16 protein-coding genes are annotated in these 15,138 nt (G+C 58.1%); 4 read left to right on the forward strand and 12 right to left on the reverse strand.

Features of this window, described 5'->3' with window-relative positions:
- Window positions 1–71 precede the first annotated feature (71 nt).
- The 7 genes from ACR0AM_RS11585 to ACR0AM_RS11615 form a co-directional block, all read right to left on the reverse strand.
- Entirely contained in the window at window positions 72–878 is an 807-nt protein-coding gene (locus ACR0AM_RS11585) for a CE1 family esterase (protein ID WP_480622971.1), read from the reverse strand.
- Between the two features lie 312 nt (window positions 879–1,190).
- A complete protein-coding gene (locus ACR0AM_RS11590; RefSeq protein WP_480622972.1) occupies window positions 1,191–1,760 on the reverse strand; it encodes a hypothetical protein in 570 nt (189 codons plus the stop codon).
- The gene (pheS, locus tag ACR0AM_RS11595) at window positions 1,757–2,830 is read right to left on the reverse strand and encodes a phenylalanine--tRNA ligase subunit alpha (protein ID WP_480494381.1); all 1,074 of its coding nucleotides are present in this window, start codon (window positions 2,828–2,830) and stop codon (window positions 1,757–1,759) included. Before pheS ends, ACR0AM_RS11590 begins: the two co-directional genes overlap by 4 nt.
- A 71-nt stretch (window positions 2,831–2,901) precedes the next feature.
- Window positions 2,902–4,272, reverse strand: a complete 1,371-nt coding sequence (locus ACR0AM_RS11600) for a glutamate--cysteine ligase (RefSeq protein WP_480494383.1) — start codon at window positions 4,270–4,272, stop codon at window positions 2,902–2,904.
- Window positions 4,273–4,338: 66 nt separating this feature from the next.
- Complete coding sequence (locus ACR0AM_RS11605; protein ID WP_480474930.1) at window positions 4,339–4,866, reverse strand: hypothetical protein; 528 nt, start codon at window positions 4,864–4,866, stop codon at window positions 4,339–4,341.
- The gene (locus ACR0AM_RS11610) at window positions 4,863–5,708 is read right to left on the reverse strand and encodes a GNAT family N-acetyltransferase (RefSeq protein ID WP_480622973.1); all 846 of its coding nucleotides are present in this window, start codon (window positions 5,706–5,708) and stop codon (window positions 4,863–4,865) included. The genes ACR0AM_RS11605 and ACR0AM_RS11610 overlap by 4 nt, the downstream gene beginning before the upstream one ends.
- Window positions 5,705–6,430, reverse strand: a complete 726-nt coding sequence (locus tag ACR0AM_RS11615; protein ID WP_209506655.1) for a 16S rRNA (uracil(1498)-N(3))-methyltransferase — start codon at window positions 6,428–6,430, stop codon at window positions 5,705–5,707. The genes ACR0AM_RS11610 and ACR0AM_RS11615 overlap by 4 nt, the downstream gene beginning before the upstream one ends.
- 11 nt (window positions 6,431–6,441) lie before the next feature.
- Here ACR0AM_RS11615 and ubiA point away from each other — a divergent pair, with 11 nt between their 5' ends.
- The 3 genes from ubiA to ACR0AM_RS11630 all read left to right on the forward strand — a co-directional run bounded on the left by ubiA (window position 6,442) and on the right by ACR0AM_RS11630 (window position 9,710).
- Window positions 6,442–7,404: a 4-hydroxybenzoate octaprenyltransferase gene (gene ubiA, locus ACR0AM_RS11620; RefSeq protein ID WP_209598711.1), complete on the forward strand. Its 963-nt coding sequence runs from the start codon at window positions 6,442–6,444 to the stop codon at window positions 7,402–7,404.
- A gap of 64 nt (window positions 7,405–7,468) precedes the next feature.
- On the forward strand, window positions 7,469–9,388 hold the full coding sequence (locus tag ACR0AM_RS11625) for an OmpA family protein (RefSeq protein ID WP_480622974.1): 1,920 nt from the start codon (window positions 7,469–7,471) through the stop codon (window positions 9,386–9,388).
- Window position 9,389: 1 nt separating this feature from the next.
- Window positions 9,390–9,710: a hypothetical protein gene (locus tag ACR0AM_RS11630; RefSeq protein ID WP_480622975.1), complete on the forward strand. Its 321-nt coding sequence runs from the start codon at window positions 9,390–9,392 to the stop codon at window positions 9,708–9,710.
- Window positions 9,711–9,765: 55 nt separating this feature from the next.
- On the opposite strand, the gene ACR0AM_RS11635 is transcribed toward ACR0AM_RS11630, so the two are convergent.
- From ACR0AM_RS11635 to pgsA, 3 genes are read right to left on the reverse strand one after another with little or no spacing between them, the layout of a single operon-like run.
- Entirely contained in the window at window positions 9,766–10,209 is a 444-nt protein-coding gene (locus tag ACR0AM_RS11635) for a molybdenum cofactor biosynthesis protein MoaE (protein WP_480604646.1), read from the reverse strand.
- Between the two features lie 3 nt (window positions 10,210–10,212).
- Window positions 10,213–10,458 carry a molybdopterin converting factor subunit 1 gene (moaD, locus tag ACR0AM_RS11640; protein WP_480474923.1) on the reverse strand — a complete coding sequence of 82 codons (246 nt, stop codon included), beginning with the start codon at window positions 10,456–10,458 and terminating at the stop codon, window positions 10,213–10,215.
- A 3-nt stretch (window positions 10,459–10,461) separates the two neighbouring features.
- Entirely contained in the window at window positions 10,462–11,130 is a 669-nt protein-coding gene (gene pgsA, locus ACR0AM_RS11645) for a CDP-diacylglycerol--glycerol-3-phosphate 3-phosphatidyltransferase (protein ID WP_480518324.1), read from the reverse strand.
- Window positions 11,131–11,304: 174 nt separating this feature from the next.
- On the opposite strand from pgsA, the gene ACR0AM_RS11650 reads away from it, so the two are divergent.
- Window positions 11,305–12,189 carry a DMT family transporter gene (locus ACR0AM_RS11650; RefSeq protein WP_480622976.1) on the forward strand — a complete coding sequence of 295 codons (885 nt, stop codon included), beginning with the start codon at window positions 11,305–11,307 and terminating at the stop codon, window positions 12,187–12,189.
- On the opposite strand, the gene uvrC is transcribed toward ACR0AM_RS11650, so the two are convergent.
- Both uvrC and ACR0AM_RS11660 read right to left on the reverse strand, forming a co-directional pair.
- Window positions 12,186–14,048: an excinuclease ABC subunit UvrC gene (gene uvrC / locus ACR0AM_RS11655; RefSeq protein WP_480622977.1), complete on the reverse strand. Its 1,863-nt coding sequence runs from the start codon at window positions 14,046–14,048 to the stop codon at window positions 12,186–12,188. The genes ACR0AM_RS11650 and uvrC overlap by 4 nt on opposite strands.
- A 290-nt stretch (window positions 14,049–14,338) precedes the next feature.
- Window positions 14,339–15,118: an SDR family oxidoreductase gene (locus ACR0AM_RS11660; protein WP_480622978.1), complete on the reverse strand. Its 780-nt coding sequence runs from the start codon at window positions 15,116–15,118 to the stop codon at window positions 14,339–14,341.
- Window positions 15,119–15,138 lie beyond the last annotated feature (20 nt).

The following is a 15,138-nucleotide window of genomic DNA, read 5'->3' on the forward strand; positions in this document are numbered from 1 at the left end:
GGCCTTTTTTGGCAAACATCCAGTCGGCACAGGCAATGGCAAAGAATGCGCCGGGGTGCAAGCTCTGCGCGTCACGGATAGGTGGGGGTGCGGCCCAAAAGCTCATCCAGCTGCCATCCGATCCAGCCATGGGGGATGAAATGCCCACCGGGATGCGTGTCCAGCGTCACCTGCCCCTGCGCGCAATCGGTCCATTCCACTCGTCTGAGCGTCAGGAACGGTTCCACACTCCAATCACCGCGCGGAGTCGCTGCACCGCAGCCATATTTCTCACGCCACAGCGCCACCGGGTATGTCATGTCGCCACCCGGACCAAACGGGAAATCCATTACCGTGTCATCTGTCCCATGGACATGCCGCGCCTCTCGCGGGGCTTGCGGGCAGGTCTCGGTCTGGCGGAGTGTTCCCGCCACACCCAGCAGTGCCGCGATATCATCGCCGGTTTCGCAGACAAAGCGCCACGCCATCGCACTGCCAAAGGAATAGCCTGATACATAGATGCGGGTCGGGTCTATCGGATAGCGCCTGGCGATATCCTCAAGCACCCGGTCGGCAAAAGGCACATCATCTGAGCTTGCGGACCAGAAATCCCAGCTTTTGCCCAAACCGTTCGGGGCCACCAGCAGCACACCCCGACGCTTCGTGGCCCCGGCAATCCGTTCGTGGTTCACGACCACGGCGCCCTGCCGGGACCAGCCATGGAAATGCAGCAGCACCGGCAGAGGTGTTTCACCATCCCAGCCATCAGGTTCAAGAACGTGATACGAGCGGTCGCCAAGATCACAGGCAATATCGCCGTGGCATTCGGTTTTCCAGGGACCCATGGCAAAGGCGGGCGAGGCAATTAACAGGAGAGGGCAGAGCAATCGACAGATCATGCGCCCGACCCTAACGAGGCATTCCGCCGTGTCACTTAACATATCGGTGTGGTCCGAACGCAGGCCGCGCTTCAGCCCGGCACCCACCCATCGCACATGGCGGGCTGAAGCCCGCCCTACATAAGGTCAAAACATCAAGCCGCGCTATGAGCAGACCGCGGGATGGCGATCCTTGGGTTGTGGTGGGCAGTTTATGCGGGCCAAGTCCGAGCGCTGTTCGAGCGTTGCACTGTCGGGGACAAATCGCCAACCCGTGCGGGTGGTCTGGCGATAGCGCGGTGGCCTATCGGCCTTTGCTCCGCGCCGGGACATCTAACTGCGTTTGCTAGCCAAAATCGCGAGGTCTAAATTGAAGCCCAGCTTTTCCCCGTTAAGTTCACTTCTCGCGGCGTTAACAGCAAGCTGAAAATCTCTGTTTGCTGCCCGAATTACATCTGAAAACTCATCGACACTAACATCGTCTGTTTCGTGCTTTTCGGACATTTTATTCGCGAGAATTGAAGCTGACTTGTATAGCGCCCACATTGCTGCCGCTGTTTTCTGGTCAGCAAAAATCAGAACTTCGTTTAAAGCTGATTTACAATCTGCAAATGCCTTGAGTTTATCATTTTGGCTCTCGTAAAGTCTTTGATTGACGATAAGATCGACGCTTTTGAGATAGTCCCGATAAACTGATCGCTTTTCTTCATCGATCTTAATGTCACGGTCTTTATCTTTTTGAATAGGGTAGATTTTCTTAGCGATGTGTAGTGCCGTTAGAGCCGCAACAAGCGCCGCTAGTAGAGTAAGGATCCCTTGTATAACTCGAGGGTCGAGACTTACGATCCAATGGAAATCACGGCACACGTTCTCGCACGCCGTGACCACCTCAATTTCGCTCACCGCGACAAACCACCATGCAGGTTCGGCATATCCAGCGCCGCGAACCCATAGTGGCGCAGCCAGCGCAGGTCAGAATCAAAGAACGCCCGCAAATCCGGAATGCCGTATTTCAGCATCGCCAGACGGTCGATGCCAATCCCGAATGCAAAACCCTGATAGACCTCGGGGTCGATCCCTCCAGCGGCGATCACCTTGGGGTGGACCATGCCGGAACCAAGGATTTCCATCCAGTCGTCGCCCTCGCCGATCTTCAGCTGACCGTTGTCCCACGAACAGCGGATATCGACCTCGGCCGACGGCTCGGTGAAGGGGAAGTGCGAGGCGCGGAAGCGCAGTTCGACATCGTCGACCTCGAAGAACGCCTTCACGAACTCTTCCAGAACCCATTTCAGGTTCGCCATCGAGATGTCCTTGTCGATGGCCAGCCCCTCGACCTGATGGAACATCGGCGTGTGGGTCTGGTCATAATCGGCGCGGTAGACGCCGCCCGGACAGATCACGCGGATCGGCGCGCCCTGTTTCTCCATCGAGCGAATCTGGACAGGCGAGGTATGGGTGCGCAGCACATGCGGCGGGCGGTTATCACCCTCGGCGCGGTGCATATAGAACGTGTCCATCTCGGCCCGTGCGGGGTGGTGACCGGGGATGTTCAGCGCGTCGAAATTGTACCAGTCGTCTTCAACACGCGGCCCTTCGGCCACCGAGAAGCCCAGTTCAGCAAAGATCGCGGTCAGTTCCTCGGTCGCCTGGCTGATCGGGTGGATTGACCCCTGACGGCGCGGGCGGGTCGGCAGGGTGACGTCCAGCCATTCGGTCCGCAGGCGCTCATCCAGTGCAACATCGGCCAGCGCGGCTTTTTTGGCGGACAGCGCCGAGTTGATCTCATCCTTCAGGGCATTCAGCGCAGGGCCTGCGACCTGACGTTCCTCGGGCGTCATCTTGCCCAGCTCGCGCATCTTCAACGCGACCTCGCCTTTTTTGCCAACAGCCGCGACGCGGATCGCCTCAAGCGCGTTTTCGTCGCCTGCCTCGGCGATTTGGCCCAGATACTTTGCCTTAAGATCGTCCATGACGGCCCTCTGAATTTGGTCGAGAACCTGCTATCGGCCCCGCCCCGCGAATGCAAGCGGGACGGTGCGCATCAATAGCTGTATTCGGGATAAATCCGGGTCAGGTCTCCATTCCAGTCGCCATTGTAGTGTTCCAGCAACTCATCTGCCGGAACCTTGCCGGTGTCGATGCTTTCCTTCAACGCGTTCAGGAAATGCGTCTCATCCGGGACCAGCCCACCAGCACCGGGGCGCGCGCGGGCTTTCAGGCCCGCCTCGGAGATCGCCACGACTTCACGCGCCAGATCATGCATGTTGACGTTGCCAACCTGCGCCTGAAGCCCGTCTTTAGCCGCCGCAACACGCAGCCCCTCGCGCGTTTCAGCATCCCAGCCCTTGACCAGATCCCACGCTGCATCCAGCGCGGTTTGGTCATAGGTGAGCCCAACCCAGAAGGCCGGCAAGGCGCAAAGCCGTCGCCAAGGGCCACCATCCGCACCGCGCATCTCCATGAACTTCTTGATCCGCGCCTCGGGGAAGGCCGTCGTCAGGTGATCGGCCCAATCCGACAGGGTCGGCGTTTCTCCCGGCAATGCAGGCAACTCACCCTTGAGGAAATCGCGGAACGACATGCCCAGCGCGTTGATGTACTGACCATTGCGGTAGACAAAATACATCGGAACATCGAGCGCGTATTGGACATAGCGTTCGAATCCAAAGCCATCCTCGAACACGAAGGGCAACATGCCCGTGCGCGCATCGTCCAGATGTCGCCAGATATGGCTGCGCCAGCTTTTCTGGCCGTTCACCTTGCCTTCGAAGAACGGAGAATTGGCAAACAGCGCCGTCGCCACCGGCTGCAACGCCAGCGCCACGCGCAGTTTCTGTACCATGTCGGCCTCGGACCCGAAGTCGATATTGACCTGAACGGTACACGTCCGCCGCATCATGGCGCGGCCCATGGTGCCGACTTTTTCCATATAATCGTTCATCAGCCGATACCGCCCCTTGGGCATCAGCGGCATCTGGTCATGCGTCCAGATCGGCGCCGCGCCCAGACCGATGAATCCCACGCCGATCTCATCGGCGATATCCTTCACCTCGCGCAGGTGAGTGTTCACCTCATCGCAGGTTTCATGGATCGTCTCCAGAGGGGCGCCCGACAGCTCCAGCGCGCCACCCGGTTCAAGGCTGACATTTGCGCCGTCCTTTTCCAGACCGATCAGATGACCGGATTCACGGACCTCTCCCCAGCCGTGGCGATCCCGCAACCCCTCCAACACGGCGACAATGGATCGCTTTCCTTCAAAAGGCAGAGGTTTCAGCGTGTCCTTGCAATAGCCGAATTTCTCATGCTCGGTGCCGATGCGCCAATCTTGCTTGGGTTTGCAACCCGATTCCAGATATTCGGCCAGTTGTTCATGGCGTTCGATCGGACCGCCGCCGGACTGAGGGATGGACATGAACCGTGCTCCGATCCTGCTGTGTCTGTTTTGAAGGTCAAGTGGTGGTCGTAAATGGCGCCAGTGTCAATGCAACGGCAAATGCGCCGGGCGCGACGGTGTACGTTCCCAGATAACGACCGGATGCTGCGATTTGCCGTTGAGTTCCGACAGCATTTGCTCGGTTTTGAGGCCCGGCAGGTTTGAGAATACGTCGAACAACGCCTCGGCTCCTTCTGCATTCACAGGAATGTGAAGCGCTGGCTGGCCCGGCTGATCCAGAACCCAATGTGCGGGGTCGGAGGTCGGGTCAAGGGCCAGACGCTCAATTTCGCGGGACGCGACGATGCCGCCATCCAAGGGACCCAGATAAGTGATCTGGCCTTCATCAATCGTCACGACACCTTGCCCACCCGCCCCTGTTCTGAAACGCGCGCGCTGAATGCCGATCACAGCCAAAGCCGCTGACACGACAATCAGAAACCAGCCTACCCAGGCCAACAGCCCACCCGGCCCGCTGATCCAGCTCAGACCAAGGATCAGGACAAAAGCCGCGACCAGAACCTCGCGCCAACGCCAAAGCGCCAGTTTTGCTTCGGGTCGGATGAAACTCATGAGAGCACCCTTTGCGGTTCCTGAAGCAAAGCGACCTTGTACCAGCCCACCTGTTGGAACCCGATCGCCTCATAGGCACGGGCGGCAGGTGCGTTGTTCGCAAACAGGATCGCGGCCGCCGCGCCCTCGGATTTTGCTTTCTGCATCAATGCGGTCGTGACCCGTCGACCCAGGCCACGGTTTCTGTGTTTACGTGGAACAAAAACACCACCGACCTGAACTTGGTCGTGAACCCTGGCATTCACAGACGCCATGGCAACCGGCGCGTCGCTTTCCATCAGGACAATCGCCCTGCCTGCGGTCATTTCCGCCTCGACGCGCTCTGCGGCAAGCTCACGCGCCTCTTTGCCTGCGGCTTGTCCGGTATCCTCGATGTAATCCGCAAACCAAGTGTGCAGCCTAGCTCGATCCTCGGCGCGCAAAGCGCGATAAGGAACAGGTACCTCAGTCAGACCGTGCAGGTCACGTCGATAAAGCGGTTCATCGTGATTCAACCGGTACTTCGCCTGCCCCAATCCCAGAGCGCCCAAAGCCACCTCAACCTGATGTGCATCCCCCGTCATACCCAAAACGGTTTCGCCTTCGATCATCCGAGCGAACCACTCGGCAGCTTCGGTTTCAGCGTTGGGCAATTGAACCATCAGATAGCCCTTCTTGCTGAGCCCGAAGACACCCTGAACCTGATCCTCACCCCAGATGAAGTAGCGGCTGGAATATTCATTCACATTCAACCCCACCCCATGAGCCGCCAAATTGCTACGCAAGAACATTGAACTGTCAGGGTAGCGGGCCAGAAACCTCTCAAGCGCCGGGGCATCCGACTGAACCGCCTCGCGAATCACGACCAATCCCCCAATGCCTGCTGCCACATGGTCAACGCGGCCACCGCCGCTGTATCCGCCCGCAGAATACGCGGGCCAAGACTGACCACATGCGCATAAGGTAAAGCCGATAGCCGTGCGCGCTCAGCGTTGGAAAACCCGCCTTCCGGGCCGATGAGAATAGCCCAGGGGCGCCCTTTTTCATTCGCTGCCAGCCGCAGGGCCGAACCGACCTCGGCTTCGTTGCAGAACATCAACTGCCGACCTTCAGGCCAGGTCTTCAGCACGCGGTCCAGCCGCTGAAGGTCTGCCACTTCGGGCACGTAGGTTCCTCCGCATTGTTCAGCGGCTTCGATTGCATGAGCCTGAAGCCGGTCTTGCCGGATACGGTCTGCGTTGGTGAATTCGGTCTGAACTGGCAGGATGCGAGCCGCGCCCATTTCAGCGGCTTTTTCAACAATGAAATCGGTGCGCGCCTTTTTGATCGGCGCAAACAGGAACCACAGATCGGGGGGCAGCTGCAAAGGTTTGGTCTGCCTGATACAGGTCAGAGCGCCGCCACGTTTTCCGGACTCAGCCACCTCGGCTAGCCACTCTCCATCTTTGCCGTTAAATAGCGCCACTGCTCCGCCAACCGGCAGTCGCATGACGCCAAACAGATAGTGCGCCTGATCGCGTGTCAAAGGAACCGATTGCCCCTGACCCAAGGGCTGCTCTACATACAGTCTGATTTTCGCACTCATGAGACCTACATATGCAAGGCAATGCCCCAACACCAGATGGTCAAGTCGCCGATGCCGTCACCGGCAACTGGGTCGACACCCATGCCCCAGCCTTTGCCCGACCGTATCTGCGCCTCAGCCGCGCGGACCGGCCCATCGGCACATGGCTGTTGCTGCTTCCATGTTGGTGGGGGCTGGCGCTGGCCATCCTGCATGACGGCCAACCGCGTTGGGAAGATCTGTGGATTGCCCTAGGCTGCGCATTCGGAGCCTTTTTGATGCGAGGTGCCGGTTGCACGTGGAATGACATTACAGACCGGGAATTCGACGCACAGGTTGAACGCACACGATCACGCCCGATACCGTCGGGGCAAGTCAGTGTCCGGCAAGCTGCGGCCTGGATGATCCTGCAAAGTCTTCTGGCGCTTGGCATTCTGCTCAGCTTCAATCAGGCGGCCATTGCCATGGGTGTGTTATCTTTGCTGCCGGTGACCGTTTATCCGTTTGCCAAGCGGTTTACCTGGTGGCCTCAGGTTTTTCTGGGTCTGGCCTTCAACTGGGGCGCATTGCTGGCCTGGACGGCGCATAGCGGGTCGCTCGGCTGGCCTGCTGTCACACTGTACCTGTCCGGCATCGCGTGGACCCTGTTCTATGACACGATCTATGCACATCAGGATACCGAGGATGATGAACTGGTCGGCATCAAATCCACCGCGCGCCTGTTCGGCACCGACACGGCGAAATGGCTGAAGTATTTTCTGGTCGCAACAGTATCGCTGATGGGGCTGGCCATTATTGATGCCGGGGTGCCTGACGCGTCGATTCTGGCGTTGGGGATCGCGCTTTGCGGTCCCTGGGCCATGGGCTGGCACATGATGTGGCAATTGCGCGGGCTAGATACCGAAGACAACGCCAAACTACTGCTGCTGTTTCGGGCCAACCGCGATACCGGCTTTATTCCGCTGATCTTCCTCTGCGTCGCCTTGCTGCTCTGATTGCACCCGCTGTACGGGGCCTGTAAAGATCGGCGCAAACGCCTGAGGAGTGCCAAACCCAAACATGCGTCTGCCGTATTTTATCGCTGTTTCCCTGATCTTTCTCGTATCAGCAGGCCTGTCGCTTCTGGCAGCCAGCTATGCCGTTACCGAGATCGAAGAATCATCAGAACTGGCTGTACGGCGCTCGCTGGACCTAAAAGGACATGATTGGGCCGAGGTCGAGGCCGATGGTTTGCGGGTGGTCCTGACCGGTACAGCGCCAGATGAGGCGACCCGCTTTAACGCTCTGACCGCCGCGGGAACCGAAGTTGATACATCTCGCGTAATCGACGAAATGGAGGTTATCGCAACTTCTGCCCTCGCAGCACCGCGCTTTTCGGTAGAAATCCTGCGCAATGACAGTGGAATCTCGGTGATTGGTCTGATCCCGGCCAGTGAGAACAGGGACGAGCTGATCCAACGTCTGGGCAATCTGGACAGATCTGTTGCCGTGTCGGACCTGATGGAAACAGCAGATTACCCAAAGCCCAAAGGATGGGATGCCGCAATTTCTTACGCGTTAGAGGCCCTGACCCACCTGCCCCGCGCCAAAATTTCCGCCAACCCGGATCTGGTCAGGATCACGGCAATTGCCAACAGTCAGCAAGAAAAACAAAAACTGGAACGCGACCTGACCCGTACGGCACCGCCCAGCCTGCGGGTTGGGCTGGCAATTTCAGCACCTCGCCCGGTCGTCACGCCTTTTACTTTGCGTTACCTGATCGACGAAGAAGGTGGGCATTTTGACGCTTGCTCGGCGCAGGATGAGAAGGCACGTGACCGTATCGTGGCCGCCGCGAAAAACGCCGGGTTGACGGGGTCTTATTCCTGTACCGTCGCACTGGGCGAGCCGTCGCCACGCTGGCCAGAAGCAGCCGAGAAAAGCATTCAGGCGCTGTTCAGGATCGGTCAAGGTTCGGTCACCATGTCCGACGCAGACATTACCCTGATTGCTGCCGAGGGCACCGATCCTACGGTGTTCGACCGGGTTGTGGGCGAGCTTGAAACCGAGCTGCCTAGGGTCTTCGCACTGCACGCCGTTTTGCCAGAGCCTGAGACAACAAACCCAAACGGCCCGGTCGAGTTCTCGGCCACCCGCAGCCCTGAAGGGCTGGTGCAATTGCGCGGGCGGCTGGGTGATGAAACTCTGCGCGACATGGTCGACAGCTACGCGCGCGCGGCCTTTGGGTCCGATCAGGTGTATACCGCCACCCGCATCGTTTCGGATCTTCCGGCGGACTGGCCAGTACGTGTTCTGGCCGGTCTGGAGGCTTTGGGTCAGCTCCACAACGGCGTATTGACCGTTACACCCGATACGGTCGAACTGATCGGCCTCAGCCATGAAGAAGACGCCAAGGCTCGCATCGCAGGTCAATTGTCCGACAAGCTGGGCGAGGGGCAGGAATACACCCTGACCATCACCTATCAGCCCCCACCGGAACCCGAGGACGCCCTGCCCGACCCGGAAATCTGCGAGGCCCAGATCGCCGAAATTCAGGCCACCAGTAAGATCGCCTTTGAGCCCGGATCGGCCACGATTGCATCAGACTCGCGCGATGTGGTGAACCAGATTGCGGATATCCTGCGCGACTGCGGTCCGATCCGTATGGAGATTCAGGGCCACACTGACAGTCAGGGCCGCGAAGAGATGAACCAACAACTCAGCCAGGCGCGGGCACAATCCATCCTGAACGAATTGCGCGGGCGGCGCATTCCTACCAGCAGCTACACCGCTGTGGGATATGGAGAAACGCAACCCATCGCTGACAACGACACCGAAGAGGGCCGGGAAGAAAACCGCCGGATCGAGTTCCGTCTGATCCGCCCTGAGCCTGTTGCAAGTACCAAAACAGGCCTTGAAGCGCTTGAGACCGAGGCTGCGACTTCCGCAGAGGACCAAACCGACACGACCGCACCTGATGCGGATGCAGGGGACCAGTAAGTTGAACAGAACAGAATTCGTCATTGCCACTGCCATTATCCTGTTCGCCGCCTTCTGCATGGGCTGGTTTGCCAACTGGCTGGCGCACCGCCTGTCCCGCGTAAGTCAAAGCGATGTCGCCGATCTGGACCGGATGAGTCAGGAGTTGCACGAGGCCGAGGAAACACGCGATCAGGCCATCACCTATTTGCAGCAACGTGAAGCCGAATTGACGAACCAGCTAACCCAGACAGAGGCCGAGCTGGCAGCCGCAATGGATGGCCTGCGGGCTGCACGTCAGGAGGCAGAAGAACTGCGCGGGCGGATCAACAACGCGGATTAAGCATACGACCTCGCGACGTCGCTCACGCTTGCGATATTAATATTTCACCAAGCAATTACCACCGGGTCAGCGCGTCTTCGTCTTCGTCTTTGGCTGCGACCCATTCCGCACCAGAGTGGGTGATTTCCTTCTTCCAGAAGGGCGCGCGAGACTTCAGATAATCCATCAAGTATTCCGCTGCCTCAAACGCATCTTTACGATGCGGCGCAGCGGTGGCCACCATCATGATCCTGTCCCCCGGGGCCAGTCGGCCATGACGGTGAATCACCAGGACGTCACCCAATGACCACCGCTCCTTGGCTTCTTGGGCAATCTTGGTCAGGGCCCGTTCCGTCATACCCGGATAGTATTCAATCTCCATCACGTCCAGATCACCGCTTGCCAAGTCGCGCACAACGCCAGTGAAGGTGACAATGGCTCCGTTGGCATCATCCCCGGCGGCAAAAGCATTGGCCTCGGCCCCCAGATCGAATGCTTCCTGCTGAACAGCGATCCGCATGGGTCAGCCGCCTGTCATTGGTGGAAAAAATGCCACTTCCCGAACGCCCGACAGCGAGGCGTCGAAATCCGACAACTCCTGATCCAGTGCAACGCGCAGGGCGGACAAATCGGCAAATGCCGCGGCATAGCGATCTTCCCGCGCGCTCAACTCGGCCACCAGGTCATTGACTGTGACTGCCTGCGTTTCGACCTTTTCCTTTGGCAAGCCGATACGCTCGCGTACCCATGCAAAATACAGCACATCCATCCCTTAGATCTCCTTCAGATGTGGCATGGCTTTACGTAGGTAATCATATCCGGTGATCAATGTCAGCGTCGCCGCAATCCACAGCAACCACAGCCCGATCTGGCCCGCCCAAAACATGCCATGGATGTTCCAGCGCAGGTGGTTCACATCTTCAACCTGGCCCGCGATGACCTGTTCTACCAGCGCAGCGTCCATGCCGAAACTCGCCATCACGGCATAGTGTTCAAAGATACCCTGCGAGAACAGCACGGCAATGGCGATCATCTGCGCTGTTGTTTTCCACTTAGCCAGCTTTGTAACCTTCAGCGTCCCCGCAACATCGCCCAGATATTCGCGCAGGCCCGAGACAAAAACCTCGCGGAACAAGATTACGGTGGCGGGTAGCACGAGCCATGGCGTCCAGTGTTCGGTCGAATAGCCAACCAGAATCATCAGCGCGATCACCACCATTGCCTTGTCGGCAATCGGGTCCAGCATCGCACCCATCTTGGTTTCCTGTTTCCACGCGCGGGCCAGATAGCCATCGAACCAATCGGTGATCGCCGCCGACAGGAACAGGATCAAAGCGAACCAGTCCGCATAGGGCCGGGTGAAGTACAAAAACATAACGGCCAGACCGGGCGCAGCCAGCAGGCGTAGAACCGTCAGGATATTGGGCAAATTCCACTTCATGGCTTGGACCCTATATCGCCGGTTCAAGACAGAAAAGACAAACTGGTAAAAAACTACATCACTCACAACAGCTTGGTCAAAGCGCCGCAGGTCCGACGCTTTGGACCTTGTGCACTTGGCGTTTCACGTCTTTGCGGTCAGATTGCCCGTCAACTGCAAAGCGGAACGTACAGGATGACAGCGCATATTCAAACCGACGCCCGGTCGAACATGGTCGGCAGCCTGTGGATGGTGGCCGCAATGGCGGGCTTTGCGCTGGAGGATGCGTTGCTGAAAGCAGCTTCGACCGCGCTTCCGATCTGGCAGGTAATGGTGCTGTTCGGGACGGGCGGGTCCGTTATCTTTGCCGCGCTGGCGTCAGCTCGTGGAAAACGCCTGATGCACCCAGACGTTCTTTCCCGCCCGATGAAAGTTCGGGTGCTGTTCGAAGTCTTTGGTCGGCTGTTCTATGTGCTCGCCATCGCATTGACGCCCTTGTCCTCGGCCACAGTGATCCTGCAAGCGACGCCGTTGGTTGTGGTCGCAGGCGCGGCGTTGTTCTTTGGTGAAACGGTTGGTTGGCGGCGATGGAGCGCAATTTTTGTCGGTATGATCGGCGTCGTCATTATTCTGCAACCGACCGGAGACAGTTTTTCACTGCTGTCGATACTGGCCGTGCTGGGTATGTTAGGGTTCGCAGGGCGCGATCTGGCCAGCCGCGCGGCCCCTGCCACGCTTGGAACCGAAGTTCTGGGGTTTTATGGTTTCCTCAGCATTATCGTCGCGGGCCTTGCCTATCGGATGTGGGAAGGCGCGCCCTTGGCATCGGTTGGCCTGCACACCAGCCTGCATCTGACGGGCGCGGTTCTGATGGGCGTCATGGCCTATGCCTCGCTCATGAACGCAATGCGCACGGGCGAAGTGTCTGCCGTAACCCCGTTCCGCTATACCCGACTGCTGTTCGGTATTGGGTTGGGTATCGCCCTGTTCGGCGAAAGCCTGGACCGTACCATGTGGGTCGGCAGCGCGCTTATTGTCGCCTCGGGCCTCTATATCCTGTGGCGGGGGCGGCAGGTTTAACCCTTGTCTTGGAAGAAATCATAGACTTTCTGAGCCAACCCGGCCGAGATCCCCTCGACCGCTTTCAGGTCCGCTAGATTGGCCCGGCTTACCGCTTTGGCGCTGCCGAAGTGAGTCAGCAAGGCGCGCTTGCGTGCTGCCCCGACACCTGGGATTTCATCCAGCGGCGTGGCACCAACGGCCTTGGCGCGTTTCGCACGATGGGTGCCAATGGCAAAACGGTGCGCCTCGTCCCTTAGCCGTTGAATAAAGTACAAGACGGGATCGTTGCGTTTCAGCGCAAAGGGGCGCTGACCGATCCGGTGAAACTCTTCCTTGCCGTGGTCACGGTCGACCCCTTTGGCAACACCGACCATCGGAATGTCTTCGACCCCGTGAGCCTGCATGATCTCGTGCACAGCGCTGACCTGCCCGGCACCGCCATCGATCAGCAGCAGGTCGGGCCAAAGCCCTTTGTCCCGGTCCGGATCTTCTTTTTGCAGGCGGGTGAAGCGACGGTTCAAAACCTCTCTCATCATGCCAAAATCATCACCCGGCGTCAGGTCATCGCCACGAATATTGAACTTGCGATAGGCGTTTTTCATGAACCCGTCGGGCCCTGCCACGATCATGCCGCCAACTGCGTTGGTGCCCTGAATATGAGAGTTGTCGTAAACCTCGATTCGACCGGGCGGGCCGTCCAGATCAAATGCCTCGGCCACACCGCGCAGCAACTTGGCCTGTGTCGCGCTTTCCGACATGCGCCGGGCCAGAGACTCTCGCGCATTGCGCAAGGCACCCGCAACCAGTTCCTGTTTCTCACCACGCAGCGGGACAAGGATTTCGACTTTGCGCCCGGCTTTCACGGACAAAGCCTCCTGCATCAAATCGGCGTTTTCGATCCCGTCCGACAAGATCAACTGCCGTGGTGGTTCCTTGTTGTCGTAGAACTGACCAAGGAAAGCTTCCATCACCTCGGCCGGAGATACATCGGGTCCTACACGCGGGTAAAAATCCTTGTTGCCCCAGTTCTGGTTGGCACGGATGAAGAATACCTGAACACAGGCCTGCCCGCTGTCCATATAAAGACCGATCACATCCGCCTCGGTTACACCGCGCGGGTTGATACCCTGTGAAGTTTGAACCTGCGTCAGCGCCCGGATACGGTCGCGCAGACCGGCGGCGCGTTCGAACTCCATGGCCTCGGACGCGGCCATCATCTGTTCGGCCAGTTCCTCCTGCACCTTGGTCGAGCGCCCCGACAGGAAACGTTCTGCATCCTTTACGCTTTCACTGTAATCCTGTTCCGAAATCAAACCGACACACGGCCCCGAGCACCGTTTGATCTGATAGAGCAAACAGGGCCGCGTACGGCTGTCAAACATGGAATCCGAACAGTTGCGCAGCAGGAATGCCTTTTGCAGCTGGTTCAATGTGCGGTTTACAGCACCCGCGCTGGCAAATGGTCCGAAATAGGCGCCTTTTTCCTTCTTCGCCCCACGGTGTTTTTTGATCTGCGGAAAGTCATGATCCTTGGCGACCAGGATGTTCGGAAAGCTTTTGTCGTCCCGCAGCAGCACATTGTATTTCGGTTTAAGCTGCTTGATCAGGTTCTGCTCCAGCAGCAGCGCCTCGGTTTCCGTTCTTGTGGTCAGAAACATCATCGAAGCGGTCGAGGAAATCATCTTCTCGATCCGGCCCGAGTGACCCGGCCTTGTATAATTCGACACCCGCGCCTTCAGGTTTCGCGCCTTGCCCACGTATAAAACCCGACTGTCGGCATCCAGCATCCGGTACACCCCGGGTGAGCTGTCCAGCGTCTTTGCATAACGCTGAATGCAGGCATAACCGGTCAGGGACGTTTCACTGTGGGTAGTCATGGGATTCCGATATGATTCTCTTTTACTGGCTGCAATCTTGCGGGCTTCAGATCAAGAGAAAACAAATCCACGATTCCTGTGGATAAGTGTGAAGATAAGTTTTCACAGCCTTAGAATTTCCCTTGTTTCATTACCACTTCATTAACATGCACAAAAAATAGGCACATTATCAAGATGCTGATTTTTAACGATATTTTTTCACACATTTAGCAAGTGTATGAAAAAAAAGACATTTTTGTAACACGCAGGTAACACAAACGTGCGCGGTGCAAAACTTGCAGCGATATTGCTTATTCAACTCCCAGAACATCCGGTGTTTTCCACCCCAGGTGTTGGCCGCCATCCACGCATATCAGTTGCCCCGTTACTGCGTGTGCATCCAGAAAATATCCCAAAGCGGCGGTGATATCTGACGGATTTGACCCGCGTTCCAGAACAGTATTCGTTCGTTGCGCCTGGAAATGCTCAGCGCTTTGACGATGCCCCTGTACCGTTGGTCCGGGTCCGATGGCATTGACCCGGATTGCAGGGGACAGCGCCTGTGCCGAGGTACGGGTCAGCGTCCATAGCCCCATTTTGGCGATGGTGTAAGACATGAACTCGGGTGTCAGCTTGCGTACACGCATGTCCACCATGTTGATGATCAGACCGGTCGCAAGGGGTTCGCCATTTTCGTCCGTGTCCGGGGCCAGCCCCTGCCCGGCCATGGCTTGGGTCAAAACGAACGGTGCCCGCAGATTACTGTCGAGATGGCGGTCCCAGCTTTGGCGGGTCGCTGTGTGAACGCTGTCATATTCAAAGATCGATGCGTTGTTTACCAGACAGGTGATCGGCCCACCCAGAGCCTCGGCTGCTTTGGGCAGCAGGTCCTGCACCTGTGCCTCGTCCAGCAGATCGGCCTGCAATGCCACCGACCGTCGATCCAATGCCTGGACCTCCGCCACGGTCTCGTGCGCGGGGCGTTCTGAGGACGCATAATGAACGGCGACATCATATCCACGACCCGCCAGATAAAGCGCCATGGCCCGACCCAGACGAATACCGGCACCGGTCACTAAAGCTCGGGTCATGCTTCACCTCGTTTCGTCAG

The sequence above is a fragment of the Ruegeria sp. AD9 genome (assembly GCF_056542305.1).

Coding starts and splice junctions, on each gene's coding strand:
- ACR0AM_RS11585 (WP_480622971.1), bottom strand. CDS start 878: ATGATCTGTCGATTGCTCTGCCCTCTCCTGTTAATTGCCTCGCCCGCC.
- pheS (WP_480494381.1), bottom strand. CDS start 2,830: ATGGACGATCTTAAGGCAAAGTATCTGGGCCAAATCGCCGAGGCAGGC.
- ACR0AM_RS11600 (WP_480494383.1), bottom strand. CDS start 4,272: ATGTCCATCCCTCAGTCCGGCGGCGGTCCGATCGAACGCCATGAACAA.
- ACR0AM_RS11605 (WP_480474930.1), bottom strand. CDS start 4,866: ATGAGTTTCATCCGACCCGAAGCAAAACTGGCGCTTTGGCGTTGGCGC.
- ACR0AM_RS11615 (WP_209506655.1), bottom strand. CDS start 6,430: ATGAGTGCGAAAATCAGACTGTATGTAGAGCAGCCCTTGGGTCAGGGG.
- ubiA (WP_209598711.1), top strand. CDS start 6,442: ATGCAAGGCAATGCCCCAACACCAGATGGTCAAGTCGCCGATGCCGTC.
- ACR0AM_RS11625 (WP_480622974.1), top strand. CDS start 7,469: ATGCGTCTGCCGTATTTTATCGCTGTTTCCCTGATCTTTCTCGTATCA.
- ACR0AM_RS11635 (WP_480604646.1), bottom strand. CDS start 10,209: ATGCGGATCGCTGTTCAGCAGGAAGCATTCGATCTGGGGGCCGAGGCC.
- moaD (WP_480474923.1), bottom strand. CDS start 10,458: ATGGATGTGCTGTATTTTGCATGGGTACGCGAGCGTATCGGCTTGCCA.
- pgsA (WP_480518324.1), bottom strand. CDS start 11,130: ATGAAGTGGAATTTGCCCAATATCCTGACGGTTCTACGCCTGCTGGCT.
- ACR0AM_RS11650 (WP_480622976.1), top strand. CDS start 11,305: ATGACAGCGCATATTCAAACCGACGCCCGGTCGAACATGGTCGGCAGC.
- uvrC (WP_480622977.1), bottom strand. CDS start 14,048: ATGACTACCCACAGTGAAACGTCCCTGACCGGTTATGCCTGCATTCAG.
- ACR0AM_RS11660 (WP_480622978.1), bottom strand. CDS start 15,118: ATGACCCGAGCTTTAGTGACCGGTGCCGGTATTCGTCTGGGTCGGGCC.